The sequence below is a fragment of the Polaribacter atrinae genome (assembly GCF_038023995.1).
Lineage (GTDB): Bacteria > Bacteroidota > Bacteroidia > Flavobacteriales > Flavobacteriaceae > Polaribacter > Polaribacter atrinae.
In genome coordinates, this window is sequence record NZ_CP150660.1 from 3,626,643 (window position 1) to 3,648,967 (window position 22,325).

The 22,325-nt window shown below is 30.3% G+C and carries 30 protein-coding genes; 7 read left to right on the plus strand and 23 right to left on the minus strand.

Features of this window, described 5'->3' with window-relative positions:
* Nucleotides 1-176 precede the first annotated feature (176 nt).
* Nucleotides 177-839 (plus strand): uracil-DNA glycosylase, encoded by a 663-nt coding sequence (locus tag WG945_RS15755; RefSeq protein WP_068450269.1) that lies wholly within the window; start codon nt 177-179, stop codon nt 837-839.
* Here WG945_RS15755 and WG945_RS15760 read toward each other — a convergent pair.
* The 11 genes from WG945_RS15760 to WG945_RS15810 all read right to left on the minus strand — a co-directional run bounded on the left by WG945_RS15760 (nt 823) and on the right by WG945_RS15810 (nt 8,747).
* Nucleotides 823-1,836 (minus strand): glycosyltransferase family protein, encoded by a 1,014-nt coding sequence (locus WG945_RS15760; RefSeq protein WP_068450189.1) that lies wholly within the window; start codon nt 1,834-1,836, stop codon nt 823-825. The genes WG945_RS15755 and WG945_RS15760 overlap by 17 nt on opposite strands.
* A gap of 6 nt (nt 1,837-1,842) precedes the next feature.
* Nucleotides 1,843-2,721 carry a UDP-2,3-diacylglucosamine diphosphatase gene (locus WG945_RS15765; protein WP_068450271.1) on the minus strand — a complete coding sequence of 293 codons (879 nt, stop codon included), beginning with the start codon at nt 2,719-2,721 and terminating at the stop codon, nt 1,843-1,845.
* Between the two features lie 288 nt (nt 2,722-3,009).
* Nucleotides 3,010-3,150, minus strand: a complete 141-nt coding sequence (locus WG945_RS15770) for a hypothetical protein (RefSeq protein WP_157603647.1) — start codon at nt 3,148-3,150, stop codon at nt 3,010-3,012.
* Between the two features lie 18 nt (nt 3,151-3,168).
* Entirely contained in the window at nt 3,169-4,029 is an 861-nt protein-coding gene (locus tag WG945_RS15775) for a substrate-binding domain-containing protein (protein ID WP_068450191.1), read from the minus strand.
* Entirely contained in the window at nt 4,030-4,899 is an 870-nt protein-coding gene (locus WG945_RS15780; protein ID WP_068450193.1) for a nucleoside phosphorylase, read from the minus strand.
* Nucleotides 4,900-5,844 carry a DUF1835 domain-containing protein gene (locus WG945_RS15785; protein WP_068450195.1) on the minus strand — a complete coding sequence of 315 codons (945 nt, stop codon included), beginning with the start codon at nt 5,842-5,844 and terminating at the stop codon, nt 4,900-4,902.
* Between the two features lie 50 nt (nt 5,845-5,894).
* On the minus strand, nt 5,895-6,218 hold the full coding sequence (locus WG945_RS15790) for a translation initiation factor (RefSeq protein WP_068450198.1): 324 nt from the start codon (nt 6,216-6,218) through the stop codon (nt 5,895-5,897).
* 78 nt (nt 6,219-6,296) lie between these two features.
* A complete protein-coding gene (locus WG945_RS15795) occupies nt 6,297-7,244 on the minus strand; it encodes an isopenicillin N synthase family dioxygenase (RefSeq protein ID WP_068450200.1) in 948 nt (315 codons plus the stop codon).
* Nucleotides 7,245-7,305: 61 nt separating this feature from the next.
* Nucleotides 7,306-8,013, minus strand: coding sequence for a DUF6048 family protein (locus WG945_RS15800; protein WP_068450201.1), 708 nt, complete (start codon nt 8,011-8,013; stop codon nt 7,306-7,308).
* Nucleotides 7,994-8,467: a DUF6452 family protein gene (locus WG945_RS15805; RefSeq protein ID WP_231874657.1), complete on the minus strand. Its 474-nt coding sequence runs from the start codon at nt 8,465-8,467 to the stop codon at nt 7,994-7,996. The genes WG945_RS15800 and WG945_RS15805 overlap by 20 nt, the downstream gene beginning before the upstream one ends.
* Nucleotides 8,457-8,747: a 4a-hydroxytetrahydrobiopterin dehydratase gene (locus WG945_RS15810; RefSeq protein WP_068450203.1), complete on the minus strand. Its 291-nt coding sequence runs from the start codon at nt 8,745-8,747 to the stop codon at nt 8,457-8,459. The genes WG945_RS15805 and WG945_RS15810 overlap by 11 nt, the downstream gene beginning before the upstream one ends.
* A 252-nt stretch (nt 8,748-8,999) precedes the next feature.
* On the opposite strand from WG945_RS15810, the gene WG945_RS15815 reads away from it, so the two are divergent.
* The gene (locus WG945_RS15815; protein WP_068450205.1) at nt 9,000-11,582 is read left to right on the plus strand and encodes a sulfatase-like hydrolase/transferase; all 2,583 of its coding nucleotides are present in this window, start codon (nt 9,000-9,002) and stop codon (nt 11,580-11,582) included.
* Nucleotides 11,579-12,040, plus strand: a complete 462-nt coding sequence (locus WG945_RS15820; protein WP_157603649.1) for a DUF6702 family protein — start codon at nt 11,579-11,581, stop codon at nt 12,038-12,040. Before WG945_RS15815 ends, WG945_RS15820 begins: the two co-directional genes overlap by 4 nt.
* A gap of 40 nt (nt 12,041-12,080) precedes the next feature.
* On the opposite strand, the gene WG945_RS17800 is transcribed toward WG945_RS15820, so the two are convergent.
* The 6 genes from WG945_RS17800 to WG945_RS15845 all read right to left on the minus strand — a co-directional run bounded on the left by WG945_RS17800 (nt 12,081) and on the right by WG945_RS15845 (nt 15,439).
* Nucleotides 12,081-12,290, minus strand: coding sequence for a type II toxin-antitoxin system RelE/ParE family toxin (locus WG945_RS17800; protein ID WP_082864246.1), 210 nt, complete (start codon nt 12,288-12,290; stop codon nt 12,081-12,083).
* On the minus strand, nt 12,230-12,388 hold the full coding sequence (locus WG945_RS15825) for a hypothetical protein (RefSeq protein WP_157603651.1): 159 nt from the start codon (nt 12,386-12,388) through the stop codon (nt 12,230-12,232). The genes WG945_RS17800 and WG945_RS15825 overlap by 61 nt, the downstream gene beginning before the upstream one ends.
* Nucleotide 12,389: 1 nt before the next feature.
* Nucleotides 12,390-12,614 carry a type II toxin-antitoxin system ParD family antitoxin gene (locus WG945_RS15830; protein ID WP_068450209.1) on the minus strand — a complete coding sequence of 75 codons (225 nt, stop codon included), beginning with the start codon at nt 12,612-12,614 and terminating at the stop codon, nt 12,390-12,392.
* Between the two features lie 85 nt (nt 12,615-12,699).
* Nucleotides 12,700-14,151 (minus strand): 23S rRNA (uracil(1939)-C(5))-methyltransferase RlmD, encoded by a 1,452-nt coding sequence (rlmD, locus tag WG945_RS15835; RefSeq protein ID WP_068450211.1) that lies wholly within the window; start codon nt 14,149-14,151, stop codon nt 12,700-12,702.
* Between the two features lie 99 nt (nt 14,152-14,250).
* A complete protein-coding gene (locus WG945_RS15840; protein WP_068450213.1) occupies nt 14,251-14,946 on the minus strand; it encodes an OmpA family protein in 696 nt (231 codons plus the stop codon).
* 16 nt (nt 14,947-14,962) lie between these two features.
* Nucleotides 14,963-15,439 (minus strand): lipocalin family protein, encoded by a 477-nt coding sequence (locus WG945_RS15845; protein ID WP_068450215.1) that lies wholly within the window; start codon nt 15,437-15,439, stop codon nt 14,963-14,965.
* A gap of 288 nt (nt 15,440-15,727) precedes the next feature.
* Here WG945_RS15845 and WG945_RS15850 point away from each other — a divergent pair, with 288 nt between their 5' ends.
* Complete coding sequence (locus WG945_RS15850) at nt 15,728-15,886, plus strand: YqaE/Pmp3 family membrane protein (RefSeq protein ID WP_082864245.1); 159 nt, start codon at nt 15,728-15,730, stop codon at nt 15,884-15,886.
* Nucleotides 15,887-15,944: 58 nt separating this feature from the next.
* On the opposite strand, the gene WG945_RS15855 is transcribed toward WG945_RS15850, so the two are convergent.
* Both WG945_RS15855 and WG945_RS15860 read right to left on the minus strand, forming a co-directional pair.
* Nucleotides 15,945-16,283 (minus strand): tRNA-binding protein, encoded by a 339-nt coding sequence (locus tag WG945_RS15855; protein WP_068450217.1) that lies wholly within the window; start codon nt 16,281-16,283, stop codon nt 15,945-15,947.
* 1 nt (nt 16,284) lies between these two features.
* Nucleotides 16,285-16,821, minus strand: a complete 537-nt coding sequence (locus WG945_RS15860; RefSeq protein WP_068450219.1) for a YfiT family bacillithiol transferase — start codon at nt 16,819-16,821, stop codon at nt 16,285-16,287.
* A gap of 289 nt (nt 16,822-17,110) precedes the next feature.
* Between WG945_RS15860 and WG945_RS15865 the strand changes: the two genes are divergently transcribed.
* Nucleotides 17,111-17,380 carry a LysE family translocator gene (locus tag WG945_RS15865; RefSeq protein WP_157603654.1) on the plus strand — a complete coding sequence of 90 codons (270 nt, stop codon included), beginning with the start codon at nt 17,111-17,113 and terminating at the stop codon, nt 17,378-17,380.
* A gap of 360 nt (nt 17,381-17,740) precedes the next feature.
* Nucleotides 17,741-18,703 carry a glycosyltransferase gene (locus tag WG945_RS15870; RefSeq protein WP_068450221.1) on the plus strand — a complete coding sequence of 321 codons (963 nt, stop codon included), beginning with the start codon at nt 17,741-17,743 and terminating at the stop codon, nt 18,701-18,703.
* 53 nt (nt 18,704-18,756) lie between these two features.
* Here WG945_RS15870 and mazG read toward each other — a convergent pair whose 3' ends face one another.
* The 4 genes from mazG to ruvX form a co-directional block, all read right to left on the minus strand.
* Nucleotides 18,757-19,536 (minus strand): nucleoside triphosphate pyrophosphohydrolase, encoded by a 780-nt coding sequence (mazG, locus tag WG945_RS15875; protein WP_068450223.1) that lies wholly within the window; start codon nt 19,534-19,536, stop codon nt 18,757-18,759.
* A gap of 25 nt (nt 19,537-19,561) precedes the next feature.
* On the minus strand, nt 19,562-19,981 hold the full coding sequence (locus WG945_RS15880) for a DUF5606 domain-containing protein (protein WP_068450225.1): 420 nt from the start codon (nt 19,979-19,981) through the stop codon (nt 19,562-19,564).
* Between the two features lie 56 nt (nt 19,982-20,037).
* Nucleotides 20,038-20,628 (minus strand): peptide deformylase, encoded by a 591-nt coding sequence (def, locus tag WG945_RS15885; RefSeq protein WP_068450275.1) that lies wholly within the window; start codon nt 20,626-20,628, stop codon nt 20,038-20,040.
* A gap of 265 nt (nt 20,629-20,893) precedes the next feature.
* Complete coding sequence (gene ruvX / locus WG945_RS15890) at nt 20,894-21,304, minus strand: Holliday junction resolvase RuvX (RefSeq protein WP_068450227.1); 411 nt, start codon at nt 21,302-21,304, stop codon at nt 20,894-20,896.
* 199 nt (nt 21,305-21,503) lie between these two features.
* On the opposite strand from ruvX, the gene WG945_RS15895 reads away from it, so the two are divergent.
* Nucleotides 21,504-22,319 (plus strand): 2,3,4,5-tetrahydropyridine-2,6-dicarboxylate N-succinyltransferase, encoded by an 816-nt coding sequence (locus WG945_RS15895; RefSeq protein ID WP_068450230.1) that lies wholly within the window; start codon nt 21,504-21,506, stop codon nt 22,317-22,319.
* Nucleotides 22,320-22,325: the final 6 nt, after the last annotated feature.

Sequence of the window (22,325 nt, forward strand, 5' to 3'; positions counted from 1 at the left end):
AAATTACTACTACTGTTATAAAATATACCTAGGCAAAACACTGTTTATTAGTTGTGTAAACCTTATTAAAGGTATTGATATATAGGTGTTTATAATACTTCATTTAAGCAAGTATGAGGTTGGTTAAAGGAATTGTCTATTTAATTTATTCTAATAAAAGAAGTACTTTTGCTTGTATGAACATGATACTAACAAAAAGTTGGCAGCACCTTTTACAACCAGAGTTTGATAAAAACTACTTTAAAGAATTAACAGAATTTGTAACATCAGAATATAAAGCACATCAATGTTTTCCTAAAAAGGAGGATATTTTTGCAGCATTTGATTTTTGTTCTTTTGATGATTTAAAAGTGGTTATTATTGGGCAAGATCCTTATCATGATGATGGGCAAGCAAATGGTTTGTGTTTTTCTGTAAAAGACGATATAAAACATCCTCCGTCTTTAAAAAATATTTTTAAAGAAATTGCTACGGATTTAGACCAAGAAATTCCAGAAAGTGGGAATTTAGAAAAATGGGCAAAACAAGGAGTTTTATTATTAAATGCTACTTTAACTGTAAGAGCGCATGAAGCTGGAAGTCATCAGAAAAAAGGATGGGAAGATTTTACAGATGCTGTCATTAAAAGTATCTCCGAAGAAAAAGAAAACATCGTTTTTTTACTTTGGGGTAAATTTGCAGAAAGTAAAACGAAATTAATAAATTTAGAAAAACATACTGTATTTACAGCTCCACATCCGTCTCCTTTAGGAGCTTGGAGAGGTTGGTTTGGGAGTAAGCATTTTTCTAAAACCAATGCCGTTTTAAAGAGCTTACAAAAACCTATGATAAAATGGTAGGTAGAACAGTTTGGTTCTCATAAGGTAATAAAATAGCATCTAAAATATCTTCAGTTGTGTCTGGGTAATCTACAGGTATAAGAACATCACTCTGAATCCATTTTGCAATTTTAAGAACTTGTTTTTTGTTTAATTTTTTTAAAACTGCAACGCCCATTTCTTTTAAAGCTAAGGCATTACATTGCTGCTCATATTGGTTTTTCATGGGAATTACCATTAATTTTTTCTTTAGAAATAAAGCCTCAGATGGCGTTTCAAATCCAGCTCCACAAAGCACGCCAGAAGAAGAGGCCATACTTTTTATAAAATCGAATTCGTTTATTGGGTAAATTGTAATATTCTTTTTAAAAATTAATCGCTTGGTTTCTTTAGAAAATATATGCCATTTTACAATTGGTATTCTAGATAAAACACTTACAATTTTGGCAACATTATAAGATGGTAAATAGACCGTAATATGCCCTTTATTGCTGTTTTTTTTAGCACGAATACTTTTTCTTATAATTGGAGTAAAAGTAGCTGAACTGTAAGGTTTAAAATGAAAACCAAACCTAAGATTAGATGGAGCATAATGTTTTAAAATTAATTTTTCAATTTTGTATTTTCCGTATTTGGGAGAAGCCGGATCTAATACTGCATTTTGATGACTTAAAGATATAATATTTACATTATTTAGCTTTGCAGCCCAAGCAGAAACAGGTTCAAAATCGTTTACAACTAAATCGTATTTTTTTATAGGTAAGTTTTTAATTTCTTTATAAAAACGAGATAGCTTCATTCTTTTATAGCTAGTCCAAAAATCGATGCCTCCTTTTTTACCAAAAATAAAATTTAAACCGTAAAGTTTATATTTTATATCGAAACCGAGGTTTAAATTATTCTCATTTCCACTAACTAAAATATCTAAATCACCTTTTTGTTGAAGTATTGGTATAATTTCTTTAGCCCTTGTTAAATGACCATTTCCCGTGCCTTGGATTGCATATAAGATTCTCATAAATATTTATTTTAAGGGTTTTTGAATATCGAATTCTTTCAGTAATTCTTCAAAAAGGAAATTATTTTTGGCTTCCTTGTTTGCTAGTTTTAATTCTTTCTTATTCAGTTTCTTTTCGGTGTTTTGGGCTATTTCATCATTTGCATATTCATACAAACACCATTGGTGGTTATTGTATTCTAATGCAGTTAAATTTTCAATCCAATCTCCAGAGTTGAGGTAGGTTGTTTTTCCTTTATGGTTTTTAATTTCTCTAATTTCTGGTTGATGAATATGTCCGCAGATAACATAATCATACTCATTTTCAATAGCAATGTCTGATGCCGTTTTTTCAAAATCGTCAATAAACTTAACAGCGCTTTTAACACCATTTTTTATCTTCTTAGAAAGTGATAATTTGCCGTAACCAAGAAGTTTACTAATCCAATTTATAAAGGTGTTTATTAGAATTAAGAAATCGTATCCTTTGCCTCCTAATTTGGCAAGCCATTTAGAATGCTGCATGGTGATATCAAATACATCTCCATGAAAAATCCATGCTTTTTTATCATCAATATTTAATACGAGTTTATTTAAAATTTTAAAGTTCCCTAATTCAAAACCTTTAAATTTTCGTAACATTTCATCGTGGTTTCCTGTAATGTAATAGATAGTTGTTCCTTTAGAAAGGAGAGAAGTAATGTGTTTAATTACATTCATGTGAGACTTTGGGAAATAACGTTTGTTAAATTGCCAAATGTCTATAATGTCACCATTTAGGATTAATACTTTAGGTTGAATGGTTTTTAAATAATTTAATAATTCTTTTGCTCTGCAACCATAAGTGCCTAAATGTACGTCTGAAATTACAACATAATCTAACTTTCGTTTTTTGTGTTTTTTCATTTTTTTTTTAATAAAAAGAAAAAGAATTGTTTGTTGTCTAAACAAGTTTATAAAGAAAACGATGTTCTAAATTTATACGCAAACAATTGTCTTACTTCTAAGTTCTTTCAAACATAAAAAGAGCGTGTGTTGTAAACGTAAAATAAAAATGAAAAAAAGGTAAGATAAACTTTATGATAAAGTTTACTAAAAGTTAGCTTATTATTAAGAGGTATAGCTATTTAGGGCAAAAAAAAATCCGCAGTAAACGCGGATTCATTGAATTTGAAATTAAGAAACAAATAGATTTTAAGTTAAATCTACTTGCTTTAAGGTTGTTTGAATAGTTGTTGTGTTGTCTGCTAAACCGCATGATTTAGACGTACTTCTACAAGAAGAAAAACAAAGAATTCCTAAAATACAAACTGCAATAAATACTACTTTTTTCATTGGTGATGGTTTTTCGTGTTAAATGTACATATTTTTTATGAAATTGCTCGAATTTTTCTTCTTTTCAATAACCTTAAACTGTACCATTTTATTTTGTATGCGTGTAATTATGTTTTTAGAAATAGGTTTTCCGTCATTCCATTCGGTAATTTTTAACCATTGCTGAATGTCTTCTAATTGCTGTTCATAGCGTTCGGCTAAAATTCTATTAATCGCATCAATTTGTTTAAAGTTTTTTGTTTTACCATTTATAATGTCTAAAACTTTTTTAACTTCTTCAAAATTATTTTCTAAAACTTCATCTCTAACTGCAATTACAAAGCAAGGCCAAGGAGTAGGGCAGTCGTCTATTAATCTAAAAGTACCATCGTCTACCAAGGGTTTTGTGGTAAAATGTTCCCACATAAAATAATCTGCTTCTCCGTTGGTTAAAGCATCAATTCCGCCTTGTAAATTACCAATTACTTTAAATTTTAAATTAGCTACATCCCAACCTTGGTTATAGGCATTTACAATTGCCATTAAGTGAGAACCAGAACCAAATCTGCTGATAGCAATGGTTGCATGTTCTAAGTCTGAAATATTTTTAAAAGATGATTTTGCTCCTACATGAATCCCCCAAATTAAAGGAGATTTTACAAAAGTTTGTACAATTTTAGAAGGATTTCCATCTGCAATATCTTTAATTATCCCTTCGGTTAAAACAATAGCAATATCTACATCTCCAGCACGTAAAGCTTTACACATAGCACCTGTTCCGCCAGGGAAATCTTGCCAACGTAGATTGATATTTTGTTTATTGTATTCTTTATTTTTTAAAGTTAAATACCAAGGATAATTAAAATGCTCCGGAACTCCGCCAATTGTAAGATTTGTCATCTACTCAATTAATTTTTCAAGTGTATATTCTATTAAATCGGCTACTACTTTTCCTGGGTTTTCGCTAAAAGATCCATTGGCTCTATTGGCAATAATTGCGTTTATAGAACAAGCTTTGTGACCTAGAAGTTTAGATAAACCATAAATAGCTGAGGTTTCCATTTCTAGATTGGTAATTCTATGTTGGTTAAAACTAAAACTATCAATTTTATGGTTTAATTCATTGTCTTGTAGTGCCAAACGTAAAATTCTACCTTGTGGACCGTAAAAACCACCTGCAGTAGCTGTGATACCTTGATGCGTTTTATCAGATTTTAATCTGTTTTCTAACTCTTTGCTATTTTCTATAACAATAGGATATGATTTTTTTGCACTCCAATTGGTATGTTTAACAAATGCGTCTTCAATTTCTGTATTAGAAATGGCATCAATTTGGTAGGAGTGTAGCAATCCATTTAAATCTAAACCATGAGAACCAATTACAAAAGAATCTACCGGAATATCATTATGCAAAGAACCAGAAGTTCCTATTCTTACAATGTTTAAAGAGGTTAAAATCTCTTTTGGTTTTCTTGTTTTTAAATCGATGTTTACAAGTGCGTCCAATTCGTTTAATACAATATCTATATTATCTGGACCGATACCTGTAGAAATAACAGTAAATTGTTTGTTCTTGTAGGTACCTGTTGTTGTTTTAAATTCGCGTTTTTGGGTAGTAAACTCAATAGAATCAAAATGTTTTGAGATTTTATCGACTCTATCTTGATCGCCAACAAAAATTATATTTGTGGCAATATGTTCTGGTCTTAAATTTAGATGATAAATACTACCATCTGGATTTAAGATAAGTTCAGATTGTTTTATAGACATTTATGATGTAATTTGTAACAGTTTTTCTGACTGATTATTGAATAGAAAACTATATTTTTTTGCTCCACCAAGATACGAATTTTCATTGCGAAGTTCGCCATAAAAATTTAGCTGGTTTTCTAGTACTTTTTTTCCTTTTCTAGATAATTTAACAGGATTGAAAGACGTAAATAATTTTTGAAGTTGTTCTGTATGATGTTCGTATTGCAAATCTCCAAAACCATAAGTAGTTTGTGTTTTTAGTAATTGTTGTACCAATTGGTTTTTAGATGTAAATTTATGAGAGTTTGCAGTTTCTAGAATTGTATTTTCTATTTGGTTTAATCCATTTTTAATGGAAGGAAATCTTTTTAAGTGTGCTTCTAAGGCTTCTACTAAATAAGTAAAAGGAGACATTGGGTTAAATTTATAAACAGTTTCTAATCTAAGTGGACTGTCTGAGCAGTAAAGTTCCCAAATATAATCTGCATACTCAATATCATCTTGAGATAAATCTATTCTGTTTTTATAAAGTTGCTGAATTTGATTTTCAGTATGTTCAGATAATCCTTTTATTTTTTTACTTCCTTTAGTTTTACTACTTGTTACTAAAGAAATATGGTAGCCTTTTCTATAGGTTTTTAGCCAGCTAATAACAGCAATCATGTTAATTAGACAAAACAAATCGTGATCAAACCATAAGACTATTTCTTTAGATTCTTTTTTACTACAAAGATTTCTATATTCTTTTAAGGTAAAATCTACAAACTTTCTTTTACTAATATTATAGGACGTTTTTAAAAAGTCGAACCTGTTTTTCCAGAAAGTTTCACTGCCTACATCTACGGTAGTTTTTCCTTCACATAACATTTCTCTCCAAGTTATAAAACCTCCAGAAAAATGAAGTCTTTTAAGATAGTTTGTGGTGCTATCTCCATTTGTAATATGTAGTATAGAGGAGCTCATAATTTATTAATAACGTTTACAGTAATTATTTATTGTAAGAGTACTAAAATTTATCCGCCTACGCGCTTTACTTTAAAGCCTTTGTCTTTTAACATGGTCATTATTTGATCTCTAAAATCACCTTGAATAATAATTTTATCATCTTTAAAGCTCCCGCCAACAGAAAGTTTTGTTTTAATTTCTTTTGCAAGTTTTTTAAAATCTGATGTTGCGCCTGTATAACCTTCTAAAATAGTAATAGGCTTTCCTTTACGTTTTTCGTATTTGCAAATAATCGGGTCATCTTGTAACCAAATATCCGATTTTTCTTTTACAGGTTGAACAGTTTCTATATGTTCTGGAAATAAATTTTTTAATTGATCTTTGAAATCCATTTTTTATCAGTCTTGAGTCTTCTGTTATCTGTCTTCAGTTAACTTGTTACTGCCAACTGAAGACTGATAACTGCTTACTTATTTCTTTAATCCTAATTCTCTTAATCTTTCGTCTAAGAATTCACCAGCAGTGATATCTTCAAATTGTTTTGGGTTGTTTTCATCGATACAGTTTTCTAAAACATCTAATTTCATATCAGAAACTGGATGCATAAAAAACGGAATTGAATATCGTGATGTTCCCCACATTTCTTTTGGTGGATTTACAACTCTGTGAATGGTAGATTTTAGTTTGTTATTGCTATGACGAGATAACATATCTCCAACATTTATCATTAATTCATCTGGTTCTGCCATGGCATCAATCCAATCTCCTTTGTGGTTTTGCACTTGCAATCCTTTACCTTGTGCACCCATTAATAAGGTAATTAAATTAATGTCTCCGTGTGCAGCTGCTCTTTCTGCTCCTTTAGGTTCTGTTTGTATTGGTGGGTAATGTATTGGGCGTAGAATACTATTTCCACCTTTGATATAATTATCGAAGTAGGTTTCTTCTAAACCTAAATGCAAGGCTAAAGAACGCAAAACGTATTTAGCTGTTTTTTCTAACATTTGGTAAGTTTCTTTACCAACAGCATTAAATTTAGCCAATTCATTAACGGTTACATTTTCTGGGTATTCTTTGGCGTATTTAGAAGCTGCATCTACATACTGACCAAAATGCCAAAATTCTTTTAAATCGCCTTCCTTTTTTCCTTTTGCAGATTCTTTTCCAAAAGAAACATAACCACGTTGTCCTCCAATACCTGGAATTTCATATTTTTCTTTGATTTCTATAGGTAAATCAAAAAAGTTTTTAATTTCTGTATATAAGCTTTCTACAAGTTTATCATCTAAAAAATGACCTTTTAAAGCTACAAAACCTATGTTTTCGTAAGCATGACCAATTTCATCAATAAATTGTTGTTTTTTGTTTTCATCCGAAGATAAAAAGTCTGCTAAATTTACACTAGGAATTTTATTCATGATGTTTTGTTTAAAAAATAAGGTTGATAAAGTTACTAAAAAATACTAAACTGTAATAAAATTACTTTTTCTTAAAAGGAATTAAGTAGGTAAGTGTGTAGTTAAATCCAAAACCTGTACCACTGTCAAATATTCTATTAAAGCCTGGTGCGTATAGTGTTTCAAAATTATCTGGCTCTTTTACGCTCATTGAAATCTTATAAGAACCACTAAAAGAAACGAAGAAGTTTTTAAAGGTTTCAACTTTTAAACCGATTACAAATTCAGTCCAATGTACATTTAAATCTGTAGCAGAAACAGTTGAGGTTATTTGGTCTGCAGGGAAATACAATGTATTAACGTTGGGTGTGTAACTATTTAAGGTTTGATCAAAAAGGCTAAGACCATAACGAGCTCCTATAAAGATCTCATTGTTCATGTCTAACCAATTTTTATACACATTATAGTTGACTCCAAGTCTTAAATACGTTCCTTTTGATGTTGAATTAGTATAGTCTTCAGTGGTTGTTTCTTCTTCAAAACCAACTTCTGCTGCAAGGTATAAGTTTTTCTTAATTCTATAATCTCCTACAATTTCATAGCCTGTATAAGAACTATTAAATTGTGCCAATATGGGTTTGCTAATGTCCATCCCCAATCTTAAACCATATTTAGATTTATAGACAATAGAATCTTTTTTAGCATCTACAAGTGTGTCTTTTTTTTGTTCTTGAGATTGTCCATTAACAAAAACAAAAAGGAAACAGATGCTAATGATATATTTGTACATGCGCTGTGTTTTGATTGTCTAATGTTGTTAATGTTGATGGTGTAAACTCTTTAATCCAAGTTTTATCAGAATAAAAAGTAACATCATTAAAAATTACTTTATAACCGCAAGAACGAGAAACATAATCTTCTTTTGGAGTGTAGGTGATGGTAAAAGTATCTACATCTGTTCCGTTAGAAAATTTATAAACGGTTTCTGTTGTTAAACTATTTAAAGGAATGTAGATAGAGTCTGAACTTACACCATTAAAATCTGCAATGGTATCTTTTCCTTCTGCCCAAACATATAACTTACTTACGCTTTTTACAGTTTCTTTGTTGGTATCATCATAAAAACGCAATACCAAATTTGGCGTAACAGGGTTTTGCAAACAGAAATCATCTTTTGTACAAGAGGCGTTTACAAGTAATCCAATTACTAAAACAACTATTATTTTATAGGTACTATTCTTCAACTTCTACAATTTTATTAATGGCTTTTGCCAGTTTAAAATCTAGTTTCGTAACACCGTCAACATCATGTGTGGTTAACTTAATGTCTAAAGTATTGTAATTATTTGTCCATTCTGGATGATGATTTAAAGCCTCACATTCAAATGCAATTCTATTCATTGCAGACATACAATCTTTAAAGTTATCGAACTCAAAATCGGTGTGCAGTGCATCATCATAATAATCCCAATCTTGTAGTTTTTCTAATTTTCTATTTATTTCAAAGTCTGTTAGTTTTTTCATATTGGAGTTTTAGGTGCTAAAATACTTTCATTTTCAGAGATAAAGCCTAAATTTTTAGAAATTATGATTCGATTTAACATTTGTATGACAAATCATACTTTTATTTAATAAGTTTTTAAATAAATCTACTGACAATTAAACTTTTATCATAATAATGGGTCTAAACTTTTAGGCACCCTAATTTAACGATAAAGGAGCCTAATATATTTTATACATTATCTTATCTCTTTCAACAACCAAAAATAAACTAAAATGAGAATTTTAATACCAGTTTTATTGCTGATTTTTTCAACAACTACCTTTTTTAGTCAGCAACAATCCCCAAATATATTATTAATTATTGCAGATGATATGGGAATAGACTCTACTCCAGGGTTTGGTATTAATGAAGATTTACCTAGTACACCAACGCTAGATTCTTTTAGAGAACAAGGACTTTCTTTTACCAATTGTTGGGCAGCACCACAATGTACGCCAACACGTGCTGCAATAATGAGTGGTAAATTTGTTGTTAAGACTGGGGTTATGAGACCTCCTTTAATTTTAGAAAGGAGCCATACTTCTTTGTTTACAAAGATAAAAGAACAAAGTACAACAGATTATGCCATGGCTTTAATTGGTAAATGGCATATTGGTGGTAATGATGTAAGTAATTACAGTCACCCAAAAGATTCTGGTGTACCTTATTACGAAGGGCTTTTTACGAGTCAGGTAGCTGATTACTATAATTGGACAAAAGTAAATTCTGAAGGGAATGAAGAGCAAGTAACAGAATATGTAACAACGCATTTAACTAATAGCGCAATATCTTGGATTGATAATCAAACAAAACCGTGGTTTTTATGGTTAGCACATGTTGCACCACATTTGCCTTTTCAAGTACCACCAGAAGGAACTTATACAACTACACCTACAGATAATAGATCTACTTATTTATCTATGATTGAGTCTATGGATTATGAAATAGATAGGCTTATAAAAAGTATGGATGCAGAAACTTTAGAAAATACGGTAATTATTTTTATTGGTGATAATGGTACGCCTGGTCAAGCAAATAGTTATTGGCCAACAGGACATGCAAAGGCTTCTATATATGAAGGAGGAATTCGTGTACCTATGATTATTACTGGTAAATCTGTAGAAAGAGTAAGTGAAGTAGAAACAAGTTTGGTGCAAGCTACCGATTTGCATGCTACCATTTTAGAGTTAGCTGGAGTGCAATTGTTAGGTGGTACAGAAAATAGTTTAAGTTTAAAACCTACGTTAAAATTTGAAAAACAAGTTTCAAAAAAAATAAATTATACAGATTATGAAAATGGAGGTATTCAATATTGGGCAACAAGAAATGATACCTATAAATTAATTGAAGATGATAACGGTAACGAAGAGTTTTATAATATTGTTACAGATATTAAAGAAGAAACCAATTTAATAGGCAGTTTAACTACAGCGCAAGAAACTATTAAAACGATGTTGCAGCAAGAAGCTCAAATTATTAGAAGTGATTGGTCTTGTAGCGACGGAATTAAAAATGGAACAGAAACTACCATAGATGATTGTGATAGTTCTTGCGGAACTACAGATGTTTTAAGTTATGACAATATAGATTGTTGTGGCACACCATCTAACCCAAGTGTTTATTACGAATTTGTAGAGCAAAATGAACGAGTTGTATACTCTAATAATTACCCAAATCATAATTTTTGTTTTGTTGCAGACAGAACGCCAGAACCTTATTATAGGGTTTACAGATTCGATTTAGAACCTAAATTATCAGGACAAGTTACCAATATTTCTAGAACAAATGTTAGACCTGTAAACTTTTTTGGTATTGCTTTAAATGGTGTTTATATGATGCCTGCACCTGCGACACCGTTTATTTTTGAAGATGTAAATACAGGAGAATACAATTGGGATTGGGTTTTTGAGCCTACAACAAATATTGGCGATGGAAGAGATTTTGTTGGTTTAGATTGTGCTTCTGCTCATGTAAATCCAAACTCGGGGTATCACTATCATGGAAATATGTTTGAATATGTAGAGGAATTAGAAGAAGGAATTTCTACACAAGAATCAGCTACAACAGACGTTTTACAAGTAGGTTGGGCATCAGATGGTTTTCCTATTTTATATCGTTTTGGCCCAGATAAAGATGGTAACATTAAGGAAATGTTTCCGAGTTTTCAATTAAAAAGCGGTTTAAGACCTGGAGATGGATTGAGTGCTCCTTGTGGTCCGTATTCCGGGAAATATACAAATGATTTTGGTTACGTAGCAGGAAAAGGAGATTTAGACGAATGTAACGGAATTGAAGCTTCAGTTACATTAACAACTGCACAAGGTGAAGAAACTTTTGAATATTACTATGTGGTAACGCAAGATTTTCCTCAGATTTCTAGATGTATGAAAGGGAATTTTAACGATAGTTTTATTAGTAATGCTGCTGCTTTAAATGATGTTGATGCAGATAGCGATGGTTTTGTAAAAGCGTATGATTGTGATGATACCAACCCAAATGTTAATCCATTTGCTAAAGATGATCCTACAACAAGTTTCGATGAAAGCTGTGGCGCTACTTTAGGTACAAAAGAGCTCGCTTTAAAAGATCTAGGGTATTACATCAACTCAAACCCTAATAATGGTGATTTTTCTATAGTGTCTACAAATTTAGAAGCTTACCAAGCTAAGTTGTTTTCTATAAACGGACAGTTAATTAAGGTAAAAGTGGGCAAGGGTGTTGTAGAAATAAACAATATAACAGGTGCAGGAGTTTATGTATTGAGTATTCTAAAACAAGGAAAACTATTAGGAACAACTAAAATTATTGTAAAATGAGAATTTTAATAATAATCTGTTTTGCTTTCTTAAACATTAATATGACAAATGATGTACACGAATCTATTTCGGCAACATTTAATGTGATAAAAAGAGGACATGTTTTAATGCTAGAAATTGAGTTTGATGAAGAAAACTTTATTAAGTTTGGTGAGTCTAGTAGTTTGCATGTCTCTAAAGAAGATTTTGGTAACTATTTAAACAAAACAACAAGTTGGGAGTTTGATGGTAAAAAGTTAATACCCCAAATTTTAGATGTACAATCAGGAGAACATCATACAAAAGTGATCTGTTTCTTATCCCAAAATCCAGATAATATAAAGTCCGTTACCATAAAAAACGAATTTTTACTGAATGTAACATCGCACTCTAATATTGTTCAATTAGACATCAACAATACGTTTAAAGATTTTAGGTTACATAAGGGAAGAAGAGAAATAAAAGTAGATTATAATTAAAATAATAGACTTAATTAGGGTAGGGAATAAGTGTTAGTTTTTATTTAGGTTTTAAATGTTTTGGCATATCTCTACTGCCATGTAAAACCCTAATAATTATTAATTTATTGATGTCTATTGTATAAAAAACAAGATGTTTTTGAATAGGGAAACTATACAGATTTTCTTTAATATCGTTTCTTAATCTACCTAAATTTGGTTGTTTACATAACTTAAAAAATAAGTCTTCGATGTTTGATAAATATAGTATGGCTTGGTCTTGGTTATGTTTTTTTCTGTATAATCAAAAATAGCATCTAAATCTGCATCAGCTTCATTAGTTAACTCATAATTTTTGATAGTAAGCATATTATTGATTACGTTTAGACGCTATAATATCCTTAACCGAACGTTTGCTTATTCCGCTTTCAAATCCTTTTTCAATTTCGGCTCTTAAGTCATTTATAACTTTATTTCTATAAATTGTATGAAGGCGTAAAGCATCTCTAATAACTTCACTATTATTTTGATATTCACCAGATTTTACTTGATTAGATATGTATTCTTCTTGCTGTTTTGTAAAACTAATATTCATAATATCATTAATTTAAAGACATAAAAATACAAACTATATCCATATTAAGCAAATATGGATATAATTGTTCAGTAAGTAACTATTTTTATCTCTCAAATAAAACCACCGTTTCTATATGACTTGTATGTGGAAATTGATCGACCAAACTAATTTTTTTAATCTGGTAACCAGCTTCAGCTAACAATTCTGTATCTCTTGCTTGCGTTGCAGGGTTACAAGAAACATACACCATTCTGTCTGCGTTTAAGTTGATGATTTTTTGCAGTGTTTTTGGCGCAATTCCTGCTCTAGCAGGATCTAAAATAATTGTTTTAATTTTATTCTGATATTCTGGATGTGCAATTAAAAACTTACCAACATCGGCAGCATAAAATTGTAAGCCCTCAATGTTATTTCTTTTGGCATTTTTTTCTGCATCTTCAATCGCAGAAGCTACAATATCTACACCAACAATTTTTGCGTTTTCACTTTTAGAAGCTACAATCTGACCGATCGTTCCTGTTCCGCAGAATAAATCCATTACAACTGTATTGTCTACTTTTGTTTTATCTTCTAAAACATATTCAACCACTTTGTTGTATAATTTTTCGGCACATTTTGGGTTTGTTTGAAAAAAGCTTTTCATGCTAATTTCAAAGTTTAAACCTAATAATTCTTCTACAATTTTATCTTTACCATACACCAAATCTAAACTACCAGCAGTTGCAATAGTTCTATCTCCAGTTTCATCATTAATTGTATGTAATAATCCAGCTAATCTTTCGCCAAAAATATTTTTTAAAAATTCTGCAAAAGCTTGTAGGTCGAACTTCGACAACTCAGGAGAAGTGGTTACTAAATTACATAGTAATTCGTCTGTTTTAAAAGATTTTCTTACTACAAAATATCTAAAGAAACCTGTCTTTTTTGGTCCATGCCAAGGCTCTAAACCAGTATCTATACAATATTGACGAATGTTTTTTAGATTGTCTTCTAGTTGTTTATCAAACAAACCAGAATCTTTTTCTAAATTATCTCCCATCCACCAAACACCACGTCTTTTAAAACCTAGTGTAAACTCGTCTTTATCTGTTTTGTTAATTCTATCATAACCAATTGCAGAAAAACCATATTCCATTTTATTTCTGTAATGAAATACATTTGGCGAGGTTACAAATTCATCAAAAAGATCTTCAATGTTTTCTACTTTTCCTATTTTTTTAAATAAGGTTAAAGTACTTTCTTTTTTATATTGATGTTGTAATTCGATAGGTAATTGAATGTAAGGTGCACCAGGAATGTCTTGAAAAGGTACTTCCACTTCATCTTCAGATGGTACTAAAACATCAATTAATTTAGCTTCTGCATAGTTTTTACTAGACTTACTTATTTGTGCTTTTACCAATTGACCAGGTAAGGTATTGGGTACAAAAATCACAAAACTACCGTCTTCAGATTTTATTCTTGCAATTCCTTTTCCGCCAAAAGCGTAATCTTCAATTTTTAATTCTAAAACTTGATTCTTCTTTACAAATTTATTTCGTTCTCTACGTGGCATTCTTAATTGTTTATGGTTGCAAAATTAGGGAAAATATAGTTTGATGAAACAAAAAAGGCCACTCATTTGAGTAGCCTTTTTATAATTGTCAGATTCTATTTAGTTTCCAGCTTCTTTTTGTGCTTCTTGAATCATTTGTTCATTGGCAACAATAGCAAACTCTACACGTCTGTTTTTACTTCTTCCTTCTGCAGTTTCGTTTGTTGCAATTGGGTCATTAACACCTAAACCTTTGGTTTCAAATCTTGCATTTTCAAGACCTTTAGTGGTTAAATACTCTTTTACAGAATTTGCTCTTTTTGCAGATAAAGTTTGGTTGTATTCAACTCTACCAGTGCTGTCCGTGTAACCATAAATAACAATATTAGTATTTTCGTAACTATTAAAAATAGGAACTAATTTTTCTAAATTTGCTTTTGCTCCTGCAGATAATGTAGCTTTATTAGTATCAAATCTAACGGCATTTTCACCTAAAGTTAACATAATACCTTCACCAACTCTTTCTACTTCTGCACCAGGTATTGCTTCTTCTATTTCACGAGCTTGTTTGTCCATTTTATTACCAATTACACCACCGGTAACACCTCCAATTACACCACCTAAAACAGCGCCTAATTCAGAATTTTTACCATTTCCAACATTGTTTCCAATTACGGCACCTAAAATAGCACCTGCTGCAGTACCAATACCAGCACCTTTTTGTGTGTTGTTTGCATTTTTAACAGCTTCACAAGAGGTTAGCATGCTTGCTGTTATAAATAATACTGATAAACTATAAATTATTGATTTTTTCATTGTGTTTCTTTTTTAATTATTTTCTTTGAAAAGAGTAAGTAATATCTTTTGTTTGTCCTGCAACGTTAATTTGGTCTACCAATTGGAAGCTTGATTCTGTTACATTTATAATATCTAAAACAAAACCATTATTTACTTCTTTTGCTTTGTAGTCGTTAATGATTTTTAAAACAAATTTTCCATCTTTATTTAGGTACCAAGTTATTGGAGAACTAAATTCTTTACAAGAAGTACTTAGACTAGTAAGTGCCATTTCTCCTTTGTTGTTATTAGAAATAAAACTCCAGTCACTACCAACAAAACATTTAGAGTCTGCTATGTAAAAAGAAGTTACACTTAAAAAGTCTGATCCAGGAAAGTCAACAGCAGTCATTGTAAAATTTCCTTTTAAAATACGTTCGGTTTTATTGTCTAATTTGGTACTAACTGCAGAGGTAGATTTACATGCAATAGCTATTGAAATAAATAAAACAATACATAAAATTTTTTTCATAAGTAATATAGATTAGTTTTTTGCAAAGTTAAGAATACTAGTTAGCATATTCTTTATTTTTATATGATATAGTTTAAGACACGTTTTTATAAAGATAGTCACTTTTAGTGACATATTTTTTGAGTTTTTTTACAATTTATTTTAAATAAAGTATATTTTATTATTAAATGTTGATTTTGTTTAGTTTATAAATAGAAAATAACATATTTAAACTTTATTTTTTTAGCATTTCTCTGTAACAAATTTATTTTTGGTTCGTCTTATTTCTGTAACCAACTAAATATAAAAATGAGTTTTATAAGGGTATTACTTGCTATTTTCTTTCCGCCACTTTCTGTGATAGATAAAGGTTGTGGTTCTTTCTTTATTATTTTTTTACTGACGCTTTGCGGATGGATTCCGGGTGTAATCGGAGCTTTAGTTATTTTAAATAACCCTAAGAATTAGTAGAAATAGTCGTTTTAGAAGTTTCTGGTAGTTGTTTAAATTCATTAAGGACTAATTGCTAATTAACTTGTGTTCCGTTTTTAATTTCTTTAGAAGCTTGTAATAGAACTACATTTCCTGTTGTATTATAAACACCTATTACCAAACATTCACTCATAAAATTAGCGATTTGTCGGGGTTTAAAGTTTATAATAACAAGAACTTGTTTGTTAAGTAAATCTTGTTTTGTATATAAATCAGTAATTTGTGCGCTCGATTTTTTAATTCCTAGAGCACCAAAATCAATTTTTAGTTGATAGGCTGGTTTTCTAGCTTTAGGGAAATCATTGACTTCAATAATAGTTCCCATTCTAATATCAACTTTTAAAAAATCTTCGTAGGTAATTTCTTCTTTCATCCTATTTCCAACCTTCTCTAATCATTAGCTCTTCTATGTGTGCGTAATGATGTTTACTATGCCAAGCATAAATGCAGATGTTCTCTTTTAAGCAAACCTTTTCGTTTCTCGAAGGGTGAATAAATGTTTTTTCTAACTGTACATCTGTTAAGCCACGTAAGAAATAAACCCATTTAGAGTGTAAGGCTTTTAAGGCATCGATTGATAAAAATACAGGTGCAGCTTTAGAATCGTCCAATTCTGCCCAACGTTCTTCATAATATGCTTTAATAACAGGTTTGTCTTCTGTTAAAGCCCATTTAAAACGTGTATAGGCATTATGATGACTGTCGTAACAATGATGTACTACTTGTCTAATTGTCCAACCTTCCTCACGGTAAGGAGTGTCTAATTGATTGTCAGATAGTTTTTTAATTAAGAATTCCAATTCTTGGGGGAATCTCTCTAAAATAGAAATCCAATCTTCAATGTTTTTTTGGGTGATATTTTCAGGAATATTTGTTCTTCCAATCGGATATTTTAATTCTTCTAGTGTCATTTTTTTTCTTAGTAATTTTCTTTAAAAATATTCAGAATTTTTGTTTTCTGTATTTATAATTAACGCTTTTCTAAAGTTGATAATTGTATTAAGCATATTTTTTTATTGTTTTAAAATAGGCAACTTCTACGATATTAAAAACATTTGATTTATTTGGGTATAAGATAGTCTTTATTTTAAAAAGTATGAATCTCAAATATAAAAAATATCCTTTCACTTATCCTTTACCAATTTACAAAATTCAATAATCTTTTTGATTGTTTTATTAGGATCTTTTTTTCTCTAACTAATGAATAAATCTATAGCTCAAGGGAGAAAGTCTAGCATACGTTCTCCTTTGGGTATTAATGCAGGGGGTTTAATACATACTTTTTTAGGAACTTTGGGGCTTTATTTACTAATTTCTAAATCATACTTTGCTTTTGATATGATAAAGTATGTTGGTTTTTTTAAGCTTAAAAATAATAAAGTGGTAATGGATTTTGAAGATGAAAACAAACCGCAAAAAAAAGGGAAAAGTGATTTTTGGGTCGGATTTTTTACCAATACTTTAAATTAGGAAGTTGCATTATTCTTTTTGGCCTTTTTTCCTCAGTTTATCAATCTTTTAGAAATAGAAAACCCAGTACCTTTTATTTTACTAGGTTTTACATTTGCACTTATTGGTACTATTTGGTATTTAGGATTGTCTTTTTTTTGCGATTCTTTTTTCTCAAAAACTACAAAGTAATTCTAGTTTTAATGTCTGGTTAAATAAAATAAATGGTTTTGTTTTTATTTTGATGGCATTTTCAATACTACTAAGTTAAAGCTACCTATATTTTGTTATTTTTTCTGAATTAAGAACTTTCAATTTTTTACATTTACAAGATAGTTTTAAAATGGTTTAATTTTTTGAAACTTTGAAAATGTTTATAATTTGAGCCTAAATTTTTCTATAATAGTTCCTGTTTACAACCGTCCTAATGAAATAGAAGAGTTGTTAGATAGTCTTACAAAACAAGATTTTTCTAATGATTTTGAAGTTTTAATTATTGAAGATGGTTCTACTGAAAAAAGTGAAAATATTGTTGAGGAATATAAGTCTCGGCTTAACTTAAAATATATTTTTAAAGAAAATAGTGGAGCAGGAGCAAGTCGTAATTTCGGAATGCAAAAAGCTTCTGGTAATTATTATATTATTTTAGATTCGGATGTGATTGTCCCTCCACAGTATTTATCCGAAGTAAACAACGCTTTAGAAATCAATTTTACAGATGCTTTTGGTGGTCCAGATGCAGCTCATAAAAGTTTTACATCGTTACAAAAGGCAATTAATTATTCTATGACTTCTGTGTTAACTACAGGCGGAATTCGGGGTAAAAAACAAGCTGTTGGTAAATTTCAACCAAGAAGTTTTAATCTTGGTCTTTCTAAACGAGCTTTTAACAAGACACAAGGTTTTTCTAAAATGAAAAACGGAGAAGATATCGATTTAACATTCCGACTTTGGGAAAATGGTTTTGGAACACAATTGATAGAAAAGGCATTTGTCTACCATAAAAGAAGAAGCTCTATTCAGCAATTTTTTAAACAAACTTTTGGTTTCGGAACAGCAAGACCCATTTTGAATAAAAAATATCCAGAAACTGCAAAACCAACCTATTGGTTTCCTTCTTTATTTATTATAGGAATTGATATAAGTATCATTTTAGCCATTTTTGGCTACAATCAACTGTTGTATTTCTACGGATTTTATTTCTTGTTAATTTTCTTAGATTCTTTAGTGCAGAATAAGAACTTAAAGGTCGCTTTTTTGAGCGTATTTACTTCTTTAACACAGTTTTTAGGGTACGGGTTAGGCTTTTTAGAGTCGAAATTTTATCCGAAGAAAAATAAGTGATTTTATTAAGAGATCTCGACTGCGCTCGACCTGACATTGAGATTGAAGATGTCTTATTTATAAAACTCTTTTGATTTTTCCCAATAGACATCCATTTCAGTTAAAGACATATCAGCAAGTTCTTTGCCTTCTTTTTTAGCTTCTTGTTCTAGAAATTGAAAACGATTGATAAACTTTTTATTCGTTTTTTCTAAAGCATTTTCTGGGTTTACACCAATAAAACGAGCGTAGTTTATCATAGAAAATAAGACATCACCAAATTCTTTTTCAGTTTCTTCTTTGTTTCCAGCTTTTACTTCTTCGTTTAACTCAGTTAATTCTTCTTGTACTTTTTCCCAAACTTGTTCTGGGTGTTCCCAATCGAAACCAACACCTTTTACTTTTTCTTGAATTCTGCTTGCTTTTACAACAGCAGGTAAACTTTTAGGTACACCTTCTAAGACAGATGTGTTTCCTTCTTTTAATTTTAATTGTTCCCAATTACGTTTTACTTCTTCTTCGGTATCAGCAACAACATCACTATAAATATGAGGATGTCTGTGTATTAACTTGTCAGAAATTGAGTTGGCAACATCAGCAATATCAAAAGCTTTTTGTTCACTTCCAATTTTAGCATAAAAGACGATGTGCAAAAGCACATCGCCTAATTCTTTTTTTATTTCTTGTAAATCGTTATCTAAAATAGCGTCTGCCAATTCGTACGTTTCTTCAATAGTAAGATGACGTAAGCTTTCTAAGGTTTGTTTTTTATCCCACGGACATTTCTCACGAAGGTCGTCCATAATATCTAACAATCTATTAAAAGCGGCTAATTGTTCTTTTCTGCTATTCATTTTTTTAGATTTGAATACTGATTTACTATTTCTCAGTTTCTTCAGTAGCAACTTCTTCTACTTTAGGAAACTCCATACCAGCTTTTACTAAAATATTAAACCACTGAATTACTTTTTTTATGTTAGAAGCATATACTCTTTCTTCATCATAACCAGGTAATACTTCAGAGAAAAAGTTAGTTAAGTTTTTACTACTTTCTTTATGAGATATCGCTTCTTTTCCTGCTGTTTTTTCGAACATAGAAGTAAAAATGGTTAATAAAGGTACATCTTCTTCATACGTGTAAATTGCTATGTTTTCTAACAAACTTACGTTTTGAGCAGCGTTAATTGCTACACGTTTTTTTTCTACTAGAGATTCTGCAATTACTGCATTTTTAGATTGTGAGATTACTTGAAATAATCCTGGTTTACCTGTTACGGCAATAATTTTGTTAAATTCCATCTTGTATGTTATATTAAATATCTTTTCGATTTAGTTCGAACAGACATGGTTGTATATTATTTACCTTTTTTTGCATTAGGAAAACGCATTCTGTAATCTGCATTAATCTTTCCTTTAGAAATTTTCTCTAATTTCTTTGCAATCAATCTTTTTTTAAGAGTAGACAGTTTATCTGTAAATAAAACGCCATCTATATGATCGTATTCATGTTGAAAAACTCTAGCTGCTAAACCATCTAAGGTTTCTGTATGCGTTTTAAAATCTTCATCTTGGTATTCAATAGTAATTTCTGGCTGACGAAAAACATCTTCTCTTACATCTGGTATGCTTAAACATCCTTCGTTAAAAGCCCATTCATCACCTTCTTCTTTCAAAATTTTTGCATTGATAAAAACTTTATTGAAGTTTTTTAAAGCTTCTCTATCTTTTTCAGATAAATCTTCGTCTTCAGCAAAAGGAGAAGCATCAATAATAAATAAACGTATTGCTTTACCAATTTGAGGAGCTGCCAAACCAACACCAGAAGCATTGTACATGGTCTCCTTCATGTTAGAAATTAATTTCTCTAAATTAGGGTAATCTGCATCTATCTCAGTTCCTACTTTACGTAAAACAGGATCTCCGTAAGCAACTATTGGTAAAATCATTTCTTTTTTTTTTAAGATTGGCAAAAATACAATTTAGAATTACGAATTACGAATTTTTTGAAATTGGATTTCTTTTTTTTTTTGAAGTTTTGTTTTAAACAGTTTTGTCTTTTTTAGAATAAAATAAATTATACGTAAAAAATAGCTGAAAAGCATGCCTTATTTAAAAGTGTATTTCTCATTCTTCGGATGTGTAAACTGTTTGTTATAAGTTGCTTAATTGATGTTGTAATATCTGAATCAATTTAACAGTTAAGCATTGATTTTATTTATTATATAAATAAGACTGTAAAATAATGGTAGCACTAATTTCATCAATTAAAGCTTTGTTTCTACGTTGCTTTTTATTTAAACCACCATCTATCATGGTTTGAAAAGCCATTTTAGAAGTAAAACGTTCATCAATTCTTAACAAAGGAATTTGAGGTATTTGTTTTTCAAGTTTTTTTAGAAGTGGTAATATCAAGGCTTCACTTTCACTATCGGTATTATTCATTTGTTTCGGTTTTCCTACTATAAAAAGTTCTACCTCATTTTCTGAAATATATTTTTTTAAAAATGAAATTAAATCTTCTGTATTTACGGTTGTTAAACCAGAGGCAATAATTTGTAGTTCGTCTGTAACTGCAATACCTGTTCTTTTTTTACCAAAATCGATGGCTAGAATTTTACCCAAATTAAAAGTTTTTTTGCAAAAATAAAAGTTATAAAATAATAACTGCTGTTTAATTGAAATATTATCAATTAGTTAACACTTTTTTTTAAAAAGATTGAATAATTGTATTTTAAACAAGATGTAATAATCTGTTTAAAAAACGTATATTCGTCCACGTTTTTGTGGATAGATTTATATTTGCGCAAATATACATATTACGATGAAAGAAATTAGAGAAATCATAGAGTCAGCTTGGGAAAACCGCGAGTTGTTAAAAGAAGAAAATACAATTAACACAATTAGAAAAGTTGTTGATTTATTAGATAAAGGAGCTTTAAGAGTTGCAGAACCTATAGATGGTGGATGGCAAGTAAATGAATGGGTGAAAAAAGCAGTAGTTTTATATTTCCCTATTCAGAAAATGGAAACTTTAGAAGCAGGTATTTTCGAATATCACGACAAAATGCCATTAAAAACAGATTATGCAGCGCAAGGAGTTCGTGTAGTTCCTGGAGCGTCTGCTCGTAAAGGATCTTATCTTTCACCAGGTACTATTTTAATGCCAAGTTATGTAAATATTGGTGCGTATGTAGATGAAGGTACCATGGTAGATACTTGGGCTACGGTTGGTTCTTGTGCACAAATTGGTAAAAACGTTCACCTTTCTGGTGGAGTAGGTATTGGTGGTGTTTTAGAACCATTACAAGCGGCACCTGTAATTATAGAAGACGGAGTTTTTGTTGGTTCTAGATGTATTGTTGTAGAAGGTGTAAGAGTAGAAAAAGAAGCAGTTTTAGGTGCAAATGTTGTATTAACAATGAGTACTAAAATTATTGATGTTACTGGTGATGTTCCTGTAGAAACTAAAGGAGTTGTTCCTGCTCGTTCTGTAGTGATTCCTGGTAGTTATACAAAGAAATTTCCAGCAGGAGAATTCAATGTCCCATGTGCTTTAATTATAGGGAAAAGAAAAGAAAGTACCAATAAAAAGACTTCTTTAAACGATGCGTTACGTGAATATGATGTAGCTGTTTAATAATTA